Origin of the sequence: Halomonas sp. GD1P12 (genome assembly GCF_025725645.1) — a bacterium.
In the GTDB taxonomy this organism is placed as follows: domain Bacteria; phylum Pseudomonadota; class Gammaproteobacteria; order Pseudomonadales; family Halomonadaceae; genus Vreelandella.
Genome location: NZ_CP107007.1, coordinates 2,208,839 through 2,221,969, shown reverse-complemented (window position 1 = coordinate 2,221,969; position 13,131 = coordinate 2,208,839). Strand labels below are relative to the sequence as shown.

Annotated in this window: 11 protein-coding genes; 4 read left to right on the top strand and 7 right to left on the bottom strand. The window is 61.9% G+C overall.

The window, feature by feature from the left end; translation table 11 throughout:
• Window positions 1-128: 128 nt before the first annotated feature.
• The 3 genes from OCT39_RS10365 (at window position 129) to serB (ending at window position 5,365) form a co-directional block, all read left to right on the top strand.
• Entirely contained in the window at window positions 129-2,102 is a 1,974-nt protein-coding gene (locus tag OCT39_RS10365; RefSeq protein ID WP_263584394.1) for a methyl-accepting chemotaxis protein, read from the top strand.
• Between the two features lie 82 nt (window positions 2,103-2,184).
• Entirely contained in the window at window positions 2,185-4,431 is a 2,247-nt protein-coding gene (parC, locus tag OCT39_RS10360; RefSeq protein WP_263584393.1) for a DNA topoisomerase IV subunit A, read from the top strand.
• A gap of 4 nt (window positions 4,432-4,435) precedes the next feature.
• Window positions 4,436-5,365, top strand: a complete 930-nt coding sequence (gene serB, locus OCT39_RS10355; protein ID WP_263584392.1) for a phosphoserine phosphatase SerB — start codon at window positions 4,436-4,438, stop codon at window positions 5,363-5,365.
• A gap of 102 nt (window positions 5,366-5,467) precedes the next feature.
• On the opposite strand, the gene OCT39_RS10350 is transcribed toward serB, so the two are convergent.
• From OCT39_RS10350 to OCT39_RS10320, 7 genes are all read right to left on the bottom strand, one after another.
• Complete coding sequence (locus OCT39_RS10350; protein ID WP_263584391.1) at window positions 5,468-5,854, bottom strand: Na+/H+ antiporter subunit G; 387 nt, start codon at window positions 5,852-5,854, stop codon at window positions 5,468-5,470.
• A 31-nt stretch (window positions 5,855-5,885) separates the two neighbouring features.
• Window positions 5,886-6,155, bottom strand: a complete 270-nt coding sequence (locus OCT39_RS10345; RefSeq protein ID WP_263584390.1) for a K+/H+ antiporter subunit F — start codon at window positions 6,153-6,155, stop codon at window positions 5,886-5,888.
• Entirely contained in the window at window positions 6,149-6,646 is a 498-nt protein-coding gene (locus OCT39_RS10340) for a Na+/H+ antiporter subunit E (RefSeq protein WP_263584389.1), read from the bottom strand. Before OCT39_RS10340 ends, OCT39_RS10345 begins: the two co-directional genes overlap by 7 nt.
• On the bottom strand, window positions 6,643-8,154 hold the full coding sequence (locus OCT39_RS10335; protein WP_263584388.1) for a monovalent cation/H+ antiporter subunit D: 1,512 nt from the start codon (window positions 8,152-8,154) through the stop codon (window positions 6,643-6,645). Before OCT39_RS10335 ends, OCT39_RS10340 begins: the two co-directional genes overlap by 4 nt.
• Window positions 8,151-8,483, bottom strand: a complete 333-nt coding sequence (locus OCT39_RS10330) for a Na+/H+ antiporter subunit C (protein WP_263584387.1) — start codon at window positions 8,481-8,483, stop codon at window positions 8,151-8,153. The genes OCT39_RS10335 and OCT39_RS10330 overlap by 4 nt, the downstream gene beginning before the upstream one ends.
• 1 nt (window position 8,484) lies before the next feature.
• Entirely contained in the window at window positions 8,485-11,310 is a 2,826-nt protein-coding gene (locus tag OCT39_RS10325) for a monovalent cation/H+ antiporter subunit A (protein ID WP_263584386.1), read from the bottom strand.
• A gap of 208 nt (window positions 11,311-11,518) precedes the next feature.
• On the bottom strand, window positions 11,519-11,734 hold the full coding sequence (locus tag OCT39_RS10320; protein ID WP_263584385.1) for a hypothetical protein: 216 nt from the start codon (window positions 11,732-11,734) through the stop codon (window positions 11,519-11,521).
• Between the two features lie 506 nt (window positions 11,735-12,240).
• Here OCT39_RS10320 and OCT39_RS10315 point away from each other — a divergent pair.
• Window positions 12,241-13,104, top strand: coding sequence for an ion transporter (locus tag OCT39_RS10315; protein ID WP_263584384.1), 864 nt, complete (start codon window positions 12,241-12,243; stop codon window positions 13,102-13,104).
• The last annotated feature ends 27 nt before the right edge of the window (window positions 13,105-13,131 follow it).

Genomic DNA, 13,131 nt, shown 5'->3' with positions numbered 1-13,131 from the left:
ATGGACGTGTTAATGCCTGATTCTCTTGGGTAAGCGAGCGATCCGCCAATATAGAATACGGTTGGCTGCTCATACGAAAGTATGGGCACTCATACCAACGATGTTGGCAGGAACCAGGGGGAACAGCTTTGCTTAAAACGATTTCCAGGCAGCTAACGTTTGCCGCGGTGGTACTCACTCTTTTGATGGCAGCGGGTATTTACGGCGTAATGGCGTGGCGGGGGCAGCCGCTGGCCATGCAGGCGAGTAATTCACTGATCGATCAAACCGGGGGCTCGATTGTCAATGCCCTGGCCGGGGAGCTTGCTCGTGTCGAGGGAAATACGGCGAGCCTGGCCGCCCTTGCCGAGTCGCTTCCGCGGGATGAAAGCCTCTATTTGGCAGCACTTCCCAACGTGATCGACGATAACGCCAACGCGGCCATCGCCGGGGGGGGCGTGTGGCCCGAGCCAAACGCCTTTTTACCCGGTGTCGAGCGGGCCAGCTTTTTCTGGGCGCGCAATGCTCAAGGAAGTCTCGACTTTCTCAATGACTACAACGCGCCCAATGCGTCGCCCTACCAGCGCGAGCCCTGGTATGAAAGCGCGCGCGGGGCGACCCCGGGTCGCTGCGTATGGTCCGAGGCGTATCGCGACCCGGCCAGCGGCGTGGCGATGGTGACCTGTAGCATCCCTTATTATCTCGAGGGCGATTTTGCCGGTGTGGCGACCCTCGATATGGAGCTGGGCGGCGTCGCGGCACTTTTGTCGGAAACGGGAGACGCCACCGGCGGCTACGCCTTCGTGCTGGATAAGGAGCGCAACATCATCGACCTGCCCGGCATGGAGCAGACCTCGCCCGACATGCAAAGCCTGAGCGACGCCTCCTCCAGTATGGCGTGGTTGGCGCCGGTGTCGACGGCGCTTGATAACGGTGACGCGCAAATCAGCGTCGAGCGTGCCGGTCTGGTCGATGAGCCGGCCAAGATTCATCTGTTCGATATGCCCAACACCGGCTGGACGCTGGGCCTGGTGACGCCGAGCGAGCGCGTGACGGCGCTTTCGCGCACGCTAACGCGTGACTTGCTGCTGTTCATCATGCCGCTTCTAGCGCTTTTGCTGTTCGTCGGCTGGGTGGGCGGGCGGGCGCTGATCGCCCAGATCCGCGGCACTACCCTTCAGATCGACCAGCTGGGCCAGGAAGGAACGAATCGTGCGCTGACCATCCACCGCGAAGACGAAATAGGTCAGCTTCGCCACGCGGTCAACCGTTACGCGGAGAAACTGCAGCATCTGTTCAGCGATGTACGCACCGTTGCCGACGCCATTGCCAGTGAGTCGACCGAGATCGCCGCGGGCAACGTCGAGCTTTCAAGCCGCACCGAGCAGCAGGCGGCGTCGCTTCAGCAGACATCGTCCACCATGGAAGAGATGGCGGAAACCGTGAAGCGCAACGCCGACAACGCAGGCAAGGCCGATGAGCGCGTGAAGGAGTCGGCTACCCGGGTCAAGCGCGGCGGCGAGCAGGTATCGCGGCTGGCGAACTCGATGCAGTCGATCAACGAAAGCTCCGGCGAGATTGCCTCGATTGTCGAGGTGATCGAAAACATCGCCTTTCAGACCAATATTCTGGCGCTGAATGCCTCGGTCGAGGCCGCGCGCGCCGGCGAGCACGGGCGAGGGTTTGCGGTGGTCGCAAGCGAGGTGCGCCAGCTGGCATCGCGCAGCGCCGCGTCAGCGAAAAGCATCAACTCGCTGATCAAGAATACTTCCGAGCAGATTGCCTCGGGCAGCGGCTATGCCCGCGAAGCGGAAGCGGCGATGAACGAGATCATTATTGCCATCGACGAGGTGTCATCGCGGATCAGCGAAATCAGCCAGGCATCGAGCGAGCAGACCAGCGGGATCGACGAAATCAATCGAGCAGTGACGCAGATGGATAGCGTGACTCAGCAAAACGCGGGGCTGGTCAATCAGGCCGCCGGTGCGACCAACGAGCTTTCAGGCCAGGCGCAGCGGTTGAAAGCCCTGCTCGACGAGTTCCACGGCAGCGCCACCCAAACGTTGGGACTCGACGCTCAGGATGTCGCGAACGGCGCTGCTCGACACTATCAATTAACATGACGCGCCGGTTTACCCGGCGACGTTAACGCTCATTCGCCGCCCTGTGCAGGGCGGCCTTGTTGCAAGCCAGGGTATGAAGCATATGGATATTCAGGTAGCGGAAGGCGACGTCGAGCGCCTCTCTCTTCGCGACTACACCGAAAAGGCGTACCTCGACTACTCGATGTACGTCATTCTTGACCGCGCGCTGCCCAATATCGGCGACGGCATGAAGCCGGTGCAGCGGCGCATTGTCTACGCCATGCGCGAGCTCTCACTCAACGCCAACGCCAAGTACAAGAAGTCCGCGCGTACCGTGGGCGACGTGCTGGGCAAGTTCCACCCCCACGGCGACAGCGCCTGCTACGAGGCCATGGTGCTCATGGCGCAGTCGTTCAGCTACCGCTACCCGCTGGTGGACGGCCAGGGTAACTGGGGTAGCCCCGACGATCCCAAATCCTTCGCCGCGATGCGCTACACCGAGGCGAAGCTTTCGAAATTCGCCGACGTGCTGCTGTCTGAGCTCGGTCAGGGCACCGTCGAGTGGGCGCCGAACTTCGATGGCACCATGCAGGAGCCGGTAGTGCTGCCGGCGCGCCTGCCCCACGCGCTGTTGAATGGCGGCACCGGCATTGCCGTGGGCATGGCTACCGACATTCCGCCGCACAATGTCAGTGAAGTGGTCGAGGCGACGTGTCACCTGCTGCGTAATCCGAAAGCCACCACCGCGGATTTGATGGAATTCATCCCCGCGCCGGACTTTCCCACCGACGCCGAGATCATCACCCCGGCGGCGGATCTGCGTAAGCTGTATGAAGCCGGGCGCGGCTCGGTGAAGCTGCGCGCCCGCTACGTGCGTGAAGAGGCCAATATCGTCATCACCGCGGTGCCGTACCAGGTCAGCGGCGCCAAGGTGCTCGAGCAGATTGCCGCCCAGATGCAGGCCAAAAAACTGCCCATGGTGGCGGATCTGCGCGATGAGTCGACCCACGAGGAGCCCACGCGGCTGGTGATCGAGCCGCGCTCGAGCCGGGTCGACGTCGAATCCCTGATGGCGCACCTGTTCGCCACCACGGATCTCGAAAAGAACGTGCGGGTGAACATGAACGTGATCGGCCTGGATGGCCGCCCGCGGGTGATGCCGCTGCCCGACATGCTTGGCGAGTGGCTGACTTTTCGCCGCGCTACGGTGCGCCGGCGCCTGGAGCACCGTCTGGGTAAGGTGGAAGAGCGCCTGCACATCCTTGAAGGGCTCTTGACCGCGTACCTGAACCTGGACGAGGTGATTCGTATCATCCGCGAGGAGGACGAGCCAAAGGCCGCGCTGATCGAGGCATTCGCACTGACCGAGCGGCAAGCCGAGGCGATTCTGGAGCTTCGCCTGCGCCACTTGGCCAAGCTCGAGGAGATGAAGATTCGCGGCGAGCAGGATGCGCTGGAAAAGGAGCGCAAGACGCTCACCGGCGTGCTGGGCAGCGACGCCAGAATGACCACGCTGATCGAAAAGGAGATTCGCGCCGCCGGCAAGGAGCACGGCGACGCCCGCCGATCAAAGCTGGTCGAGCGAGCCGAGGCGAAAGCGCTCTCGGAAGTGGAGCTCCTGGGCGCTGACCCGATCACCGTGGTGGTGTCCGAAAAGGGCTGGATTCGCGCTGCCAAGGGCCACGACATCGACCCCGCCGGGCTCTCGTTCAAGGCCGGCGACCGTTACCAGCTGGCCAGCCGCGGCAAGACCAACCAGCCGCTGGTGCTGCTCGACGATACCGGGCGCGCCTATACGCTATCCGCCCACAATCTGCCCAGCGCCCGTGGCCAGGGCGAGCCGATCACCGGGCGTGCCAACGTCGCCGCCGGCGCGCAAATGGCCGGCATGATGCTCGCCCCGCCGACCCAGCGCTACGTGCTGGCAAGCGACGGCGGCTACGGCTTCGTGGCAACGCTTGGTGATCTCACCGGCAAGAACAAGGCCGGCAAGGCGGTGCTCAGCCTGCCCAAGGGCTGCGCCGTCATGCCGCCGGTCGCGGTGCCGGAAGGCGAGGCGCTGTGGGTGGCGCTGGTGTCCAATGAAGGGCGGCTGCTACTGTTCCCGCTGGAGCAGCTGCCACAGATGAGCAAGGGCAAGGGCAATAAGCTCCTTGATATTCCCGGCGCTCGCGCCGCGCGGCGCGAAGAGTTCGTGCGCGATATGGTGGTGCTCAGTGAAACCACCGAGCTCGTCATCCACGCCGGCAAGCGCAAGCTCACCCTGAAGAGCGCCGATCTGGCATACTACCGCGGCGAACGCGGGCGCCGGGGCAGCAAGCTCCCGCGCGGTTTTCAGAAAGTGGATCGGCTAGAGGCTGGAGAGTAGCCACATGGCACGTAGCGAGAAACGCCTGACCGTACTGGCGCCGGTACTGACACCGGCCATCGAATCGGAAGTGGCCGCGCTGATGGCGCGCTTCGACCTCACCGAGCAACGCGTCACCCGTTTGGCAAGCCACGGCGAGGGTGGGCCGCTTGACGCCATCGAATACGTGGTGAGCGCCCCGGTTGCGCAGGACGACCCGCAGTGGCAGGCGCTTCGTCACGCCGCGCTCGAGGTCAGCGAAGCGCACCCGGTGGATATCGTTTTGATGGAGGCCGGCGAGCGCGCGTTCGAGCTCGTCTGTTTCGACATGGATTCGACCCTGATCAAGGCCGAGGTGATCGACGAGCTTGCCAAGCGCCACGGCGTGGGTGAGCTGGTCGCCGAGGTCACCGAGCGCGCCATGCGCGGCGAGCTCGACTTCAAGGCGAGCTTTCGCGAGCGCATGGCCAAGCTCGAGGGGCTGTCCGAAACCGTGCTCGAAAGCATCGCGTTGGAGCTTCCGCTCATGGACGGCGCCGAGCGGCTGATGAAGAACTTGAAGCGCCTGGGCTATCGTACCGCGATTCTCTCCGGCGGCTTTACGTACTTCGCCCGTCATCTGCAAACGCGACTGGGCTTTGACGAAATCCATGCCAACGAGCTGGTGATCCGCGATGGCCTGGTTACGGGGGAGACGAGCGAGCCGATCGTCGACGCCGAGCGCAAGGCGCTGCTTCTGGAGCAGATCGCCCGCCGCGAAGGGCTATCGCTTGCCCACGCCGTGGCGGTAGGGGATGGCGCCAACGACCTGAAGATGCTCGCCAAAGCCGGCATGGGCGTGGCCTATCACGCCAAGCCTCTGGTGCGCGCCGAGGCGCGGCAGGCGGTGTCGACCGTTGGCCTCGACGGGCTTTTATACCTTCTGGGCCACGCTGAAGAAGCGCTGGTACGCTAACGCGTTGGTCGATACATGAAAAAGCGGCGCTCGAGGCGCCGCTTTTTCGTACCTGTCGTTTTCGTACCTGTCTTTTCCGTAACGGTGAAAGGGAAATGGCTTTTAGCCGTGGCCCTTGTCCGGGTGCGGTACCGGCTTTTTGCCCACTTCCTCGTCGCGCAGCTCGAAAGGCACGCCGCCGGTCTTTTTGGCGTGCTTCAGGCGCAGGTGCAGGCCGGTCTTGGCCAGCAGGTGGGCGCTGACGGGAGCTGTAATGAACAGGAACAGCGTAATCAGCATCTCCTGAATGTCGATGTGGCCATCCACGCTCCAGAAGTAGCCCATCGAGGCGACCAGCATACAGCCGATGCCCAGCGTCGAGGCCTTGGTCGGCCCGTGCAGGCGCATGTAGAAGTCTCGCAGATGCGCCATACCGAGCGAGCCAATGAACACGAACACGCCGCCGGTCACCAGCATGAGCGACACCAGCGCTTCGATTAGAAAGGCCATGGCCGTGCTCCTTGTAACGTCGAAAGAAGACTCATTCGATGATATCCCCTCGCAGAATGTATTTGCACACCGCAACGGTGCTGATGAAGCCGAGCATGGCGATCAATAGCGCCGACTCGAAGTAGGTCTTGCCGCCGAGCCACAGCCCGAGCAGCACGATCAGCGCGATGGAGTTGACGTACATGGTGTCCAACGCCAGCACGCGATCCGGCAAATCCGGCCCTATCACCAAACGGTACAGGTTCAAAATCAGGGCGATCACCACCAGCGTCGAGGTGATGTACAAGGCCACGCTCAGCATTCGTAAATCTCCTTGAGAGGGCGCTCGTAGCGCTCGCGAATCTGCTCGATCAGCGCCTGCTCGTCCTCCACGTCCAGCACATGGATCAACAGCGACTTGCCGTCCAGGCGCAGGTTGGCGGACACCGTGCCCGGCGTCAGGCTGATGGTGCTGGCCAGCACCGTGATGGTGAAGCGCTCCTCCAGCATCAAGGGGTACTCGATGAAGTGCGGGTTGAGCCGCTTCCACGGGTTGATCAGAAGCCTGGCCACCTCGAAGTTGGCGATCACGATGTCCTTGAGTACGCGCAGAATGAAGCGCGCCAACAGCCGCGGCTTTTTGATCTGCATGTGGCCGTCCCAAAAGCGGTAGGTCACCAGCGGTATGAGGATGGCCAGCGTGCCGCCGAGCAGTATCTGCCCCGGGGCGTAGCTGCGCGCCATCAACAGCCACACGAACAGCAGCAAAAGCGAGAGAACCGGTGTGGGCAGCCATTTACGCGGGGTAATCATAGTTGGCCTCGCGACGGTGAAAGAAGCGTTTCGGTCAAGCGCTCGGGATGGGCAAGCTGCTCGGCAGTGGCTTGGGTATAGACGCTGACCGGGTGAGCGAACACCACCAGCAGGGGGGCAGCGCTCAAGAGCCAGATGACGCCGAACCACTGCAGCGCCGGAAGCCTGGTGCCGGAAGGGCTACCGTGGGCGCTGCGCCAGAAAAGCGTCGAGCCCGCCCGGGAAAGCGCGATCATCGACGCAAGACTTGCAAGCAAAAGCGTTGGCCAGAGCCACAGCCTCTGGGTGCTGTCGGCGGCGGCCAGCACCAGCGCCTTGCCGATCGCCCCGGAAAGCGGTGGCACGCCGACCACGGCAATCGCGCCGATAAAGAACAAAAGCGCCAGTGCCTTGCCCTGTACCAGCGGGCGCGCCTTGACCAGCCGCGTGCCTGCCTTGCCGCGCTGCACGCCGATCATCTCGGCGAGCAAAAAGAGCCCGCCGGTGATCAGGGTGGTATGGATCAAATAGTAGAGCAGCGCCGAGGCGGACACCTCGCTTCGCATGCCGGCGCTCACCAGAAGCGTACCCACCGACAAAAGTACCAGGTAAGCGATGAGCATACGCAGATCGCGCGACGACAGAATGCCCACGGCGGAGGCGGCCAGTGTGGCCAGCCCCAGCCACCACACCCAAGCCTGCTCGAGAGCGGCCAGAGGCCCGGCGGCGTCGCCGAAGATCAACAGATAAACGCGCAGGATGGCGTAGATGCCCACCTTGGTCATGATCGCAAAAAGCGCCGCCACCGGCGCAGGCGCTGCGGCGTAGGCCCGCGGCAGCCAGAAATAGAGCGGCAGGATCGCGGATTTGAGCCCGAACACCACCAGCAGAATCAGCCCTCCGGCGGTCACCAGCCCCTGACGGTCGGCGGGAAGCTCGGCCACGCGAAGCGCCATGTCCGCCATGTTCAAGGTGCCCAACGCGCCGTAGAGAATGCCCGCGGCGATCAAAAACAGCGACGAGCCGGCCAGGTTCATCACCACGTAGTAGACGCCGGACTGAATGCGTGCCTTGCCGCCGCCGTGAAGCAGCAGGGCGTAGGAGGCGAGCAGCAGCACCTCGAAGAAAACGAACAGGTTGAACAAATCGCCGGTCAAAAAGGCGCCGTTGATCCCCAACAGCTGCCACTGAAAAAGCCCGTGAAAGTTGCTGCCCTTTTCGTCGTCGCCGGCGCAGGCGAACATCACCGCGCCCAGGGCAAGCACGGAAGTGAGCAGCAGCATCAGCGCGGAGAGGCGGTCCAGCACCAGCACGATGCCGAACGGCGGCTGCCAGTCGCCCAGCGCGTAATAGAGAATCTCGCCGCTTGACGCGCGCCCGACCAGCGCCATGGACACCGCCAAAAGCATGAGCGTAGCCACGACGCTGACCGCACGCTTGAAACGGACCAAGCCTTCACGGCGGTAGAGCAGCAGAATACCAGCGACCAGCGGTACCACGATGGGAAAAACTACAAGGTGTTGCATCATTCGCGGTCTTCCTTCTTGCCGTCGACCTGGTCGTTACCCAGCTCGCTTCGCGCGCGCATGGCGAGAATCACCACGAAGGCCGTCATGGCGAAGCCGATGACGATGGCGGTCAGCACCAGCGCCTGGGGCAGCGGGTCGGCGTAGACCCCTTCACCGTGCACCAGCGCTGCGCCGTCGGTGGTGAGCCCGCCCATCGAAAACAGAAACAGATTCACCGCATAAGAGAGTAACGTCAGCCCCACTACCACCGGGAAGGTGCGCCCCCTGAGTGTGAGATAGAGACCGCAGGCGCTGAGCACGCCGGTGGTCACAGCGTAAAGCGTTTCCATGTTAGAGGCTCTCCTTGTTCGTGCCGGCGTCGTCGGATTTGGTCGCGTTCACCACCGGGCGGTGGGCGGTCGTGACCTTACCCAGGTTCGCGAGAATCATCAGCGTGGCGCCGACCACGGCCAGATACACCCCGAGATCGAACAACAGCGCCGTGGCCAGCTCGAACTTGCCCACCACCGGCAGGCTAAAGTAGCCAAACGCCGAGGTCAGGAAGGGATGGCCGAAGAGCCAGCTGCCAAGCCCGGTCAGCGTGGCCACGGCCACACCTACGACGGCTATCGGCTGGAAAGGGAAGTCCAGTCGGCTTTGGGCCCACTCCACGCCACGGGCCATATAGAGAAGAATCAGGGCCACCGCGGTGATCAGCCCGGCAATGAAGCCGCCGCCGGGTTCGTTGTGCCCGCGCAGGAAGATGAACGCCGACACCAGCAGCGCCAGCGGCAAAAGCGCCAGCGAGATCGAGGTGAGAATCGCCGGGTAACGGTCCGGCGACCAGATCCGGCCTTCACTGTCGCTGTGAGGGATGAACAGCCGTAGCCGGTTCAGAAGCTTGAAGATGGCAAGCCCGGCCAGCGCCAGCACGGTAATCTCGCCCAGCGTATCGAAGCCGCGGAAGTCGACCAGAATGACGTTGACCACGTTATGGCCACCGCCGCCGGGCACGCTGTTGTCCATGAAAAACTGCGAAATCGAAAACGATTCGCGGGTCATGACGGCGTAGTTGAGACTCGCCACCACGCCGCCGAGCCCGCCGGCCAGTACGATATCGCGCAAGTTACGCTTGGCGCTCGACTCCGGCGGGGTCTTTTGCGGCAGGAAAAACAGCGCCAGCATCAGCAGAATCATCGTGACGACCTCGACCGAGAGCTGAGTCAGGGCCAGATCCGGCGCCGAGAAGCGCGCGAAGGTCAGCGCCACGAAAAGCCCCACCACCGACAGCATTAAAAGCGAGATCAGACGGTAGCGGTGGGTGATGGCCGTGGCCAGGCCCCCGAAGATCAGCATGACCGCGCCCAGCACCACGATGCCATCCACCGGCTGATTGCCAAGCTCCCCGGTCAGCTCGGTTATTTGGGCAAGGCCGATGGCGCCCATGACAAACGTCGCCAGCAGCAGCCAGCCCATGTAGCGCTGCAGCGACTGACCATCCCAGACGGCGATCAGCTGCTCGCAGCGCTGACCCAGACTCACCAGCGCGCGTTCGAACACGCGGGTGGCATCGACCGGCGCGAAGGACTCCTTGAAGCGGCGCAGGTGCGCGTGCTGCCAGTAAAGCGCGCCGCCGATGACGAAGGCGACCACGCTCATCAGTAGTGGCAGATTGAAGCCGTGCCAGATCGAAAGATAGAAATCGAACGGCTCCTGCAGTACTGCCTGGCTTGCAAGCGATAAAAGGCCCGTTGCCATGAACGCGGGAAGAATGCCGATCAGCAAGCACAGCCCCACCAGAATCTCCACCGGAAGACGCATCATCCGCGGTGGCTCGTGGGGCGCCTTGGGCGACGGCTGGCGAGGCTCTTTGACGCACACCGCGATGACCAGACGCACGGAGTAGCCGACCGACAGGATGCTGGCGATGGTCGCCAGCACCGGTATCAGCCAGCTCAACCCGCCCAGCAGCGATGATTCGAGCGTTTCGGTGAGAAACATCTCCTTGGAGAGAAAGCCGTTGAACAGCGGCACCCCGGCCATGGATGCGGCGGCCAGTGTCAGCAGAAGGGCGGTGATCGGCATGCTCTTTCTGAGCCGGCCGAGCATTTTGAGTTCGCGAGTGCCCGCTTCGTGATCGATGATGCCGGAAATCATGAACAGCGCCGCCTTGAAGGTGGCGTGGTTGAGAATATGGAAAAGCGCTGCCAGCACCGCCATGGGGGTGCCTATGCCCAACAGCACCGTGATCAGCCCCAGGTGACTCACGGTCGAAAACGCGAGAATGCCCTTGAGGTCGGTCTTCAAGAACGCGAACCAGGCGCCGTAAAGCAGCGTGATCATGCCAACGATGGGCACCACGAGCTGCCAAAGCGCGCTATCGGAAAGTGCCGGATGCAGGCGCGCCATCAAAAAAATGCCCGCCTTGACCATGGTCGCCGAGTGCAGATACGCGGACACCGGCGTGGGGGCGGCCATGGCGTTGGGTAGCCAGAACTGAAACGGAAACTGGGCGGATTTCGTGAACGCGCCCAACAGCACCAACGTGAGCATGACCGGGTAGCGCGCATCCTCGACGATCAGCGCTCCGCTTGCCAGCACCTGGTCCATGTCGAAGCTGCCGACGATATCGCCTAACAGCAAAACCCCCGCCAATAGCGCAAGGCCGCCGGCGCCGGTCACGGTCAGCGCCATGCGCGCGCCCTTGCGCGCGTCGTTCTGGTGCGACCAAAAGCCGATCAGCAGAAACGACGAAAGGCTCGTCAGTTCCCAGAAAAGCCACAGCAAGAGCAGGTTGTTGGACAGCGATATACCGACCATGGAAGCCATGAACAGCATCAAAAAGCTGTAAAAACGCCCCACCGGCTCCTCTTCGGAGAGATAGAAGTGGGCGTAAAGCAGAATCAAAAGCCCGATGCCGAGAATCAAGAGGTTGAACAGCAGCGACAGGCCGTCCAGGCGAAAGGCCAGCGCAAGGCCAAGCTCAGGTAGCCAGTCGGCGAAAAACCGAAGCGACTCCCCCGCGTTGAGCGAAGGAATCTGCCAGAGCGTCAGGCCCAGGGCGATCGCGGGCGCGACCATGGTGGCGAGCGAACACGTCAAGCGGGAGCGCCGTCCCGCCATGAGAGGCACCAACACTCCCAAAAGCGGAAGTAAAGCAATCCAGAGCAATGTCATCGGGGCATCCAGCACAGGTGTAATCGTGGCGAGCGCCTTTAGCGCTTTCGAACGAATTCGGGCTTTAAAGCCAGCTCAGCGTAAACAAACCGAAAGAGGATACCACTAACGGGGAGGCTTGCGGCTTTGGTCTGAGACGCACACTTAAAATGACCGCCTACGTTGGTGTCAATTTCGTCCATTCAACCGCGGCGGGGACAAGAACGCTTTAAAGCGTGCCGATGACTCTGAAGCTGTAGTCGCTTTCGTCGACCTCGAGTACTTCGACGGAGTAGCCGCCGCAGCCGTGGGCACGGTCGACGGGGAAAAGCCCGGTGGGAATCGCCACGACATCGCCCATGCTTATACGGTCGTTGACGAGAACTTCGAGATCCTTGCGAGGTATTCGTTGCGTGGTATCGATCACGTCGCGGTGCCTGGTCATGGGGCTTTCCTTAGCCAAAGCATGATGTTAGATGAACGGATGAGCATCATTTAAACGATCGAGGCGGATTATAGTAATCGAACGCCCATTCGCCAACGCGTTTTTTACGCCATTCGTTTGCACATTTTCTTGCATTCTGTACATGGCTGGTATAACTTTAAGTCGTTCGCGGCAGGACGCCGCTTCTGGATACGGATATCGCGTTCACGGATGAATGCATGATGCCATGATGGCAGCCCGTCGCCCCCGCAAGGGGGCTTTTTTTTGCCCGCTTCAAGGCCATTTCAGCGGCTACTGAACGCCGCCGCCTGCACGCCTTACGCTCCTGTTTCTTCTCTGCCCCATTCTGGCACTTTTTCGTTGCGTTTTTGCGACACGAAAAGCCGTGACTTCCAACGTCGTATCAATATCGTCTGCTCTATCGAACGCGTATTTTAGGGTAGAATGCCAGCGCTCGCGCCCGGCGCGTGCTCTTTCTTCCCTGGCTTAAAGGCGTATAGGTTTAGATGAGTGCTTCCCTGAGTACCTGGCAGGCGCGCTTCGAGAAGCTGCGCAGTAACAAGGTCTTCGAAACCTTCGTGATCTCGATCATCGTGCTGTCGGCACTGGTGATCGGTGCGCGCACCTACGACGAGGTGAGCCGATTCGAGCGGTGGCTGGGCTATCTGGACGTAGCGGTCACGCTGTTCTTTCTGGTCGAGGTGCTGATTCGCATGGCCGCCGAGCCGCGCTTGCGCGACTTCTTCAAAAAGGGCTGGAACGTCTTCGACTTTTTGATCGTCACGGCAAGTTTGATCCCGATGGATGAGTCGGAGATGGTGCTGCTGGCCAGGCTTCTGCGCATTTTCCGCGTGCTGCGACTGGTGTCGATGATTCCCGAGCTCCAAATGCTGCTCTCGGCGCTGGTGAAGTCGATTCCACGAATGGGCTACGTCGCGCTTTTGATGTTCATCATCTTCTACATCTACGCCGCGATCGGAAGCTTTCTGTTTCATACGGTGGACGAGCAGCTCTGGGGCAACATTGCGCTGGCCATGCTCACGCTTTTCCAGGTCGCCACCTTCGAGAGCTGGGCGACGGCCGTGCTGTATCCCACCATGGAGCAGTTTCCCTACGCCTGGATCTACTTTCTGACGTTCATCTTCCTCAACGCCTTCGTATTTCTGAACATGATGATCGGCATCGTGCTCGATGTGATGCAAAAGGAGAGCGCCCAGATGGCGCTGGATAACGGCGAGGGCGAAGAGGCGGAGATATCGATGCTACGCGGCGACGTCAAAAAACTTCAGGCGCAGCTCGACCGTATGGAGGCGGCGATGACTGGCCAGCGCGACGGCTCGAATGCCGACCGGCCAGTGTCCGGACAGTAACGCCGTTCATTTTGCGTCACCGATGAG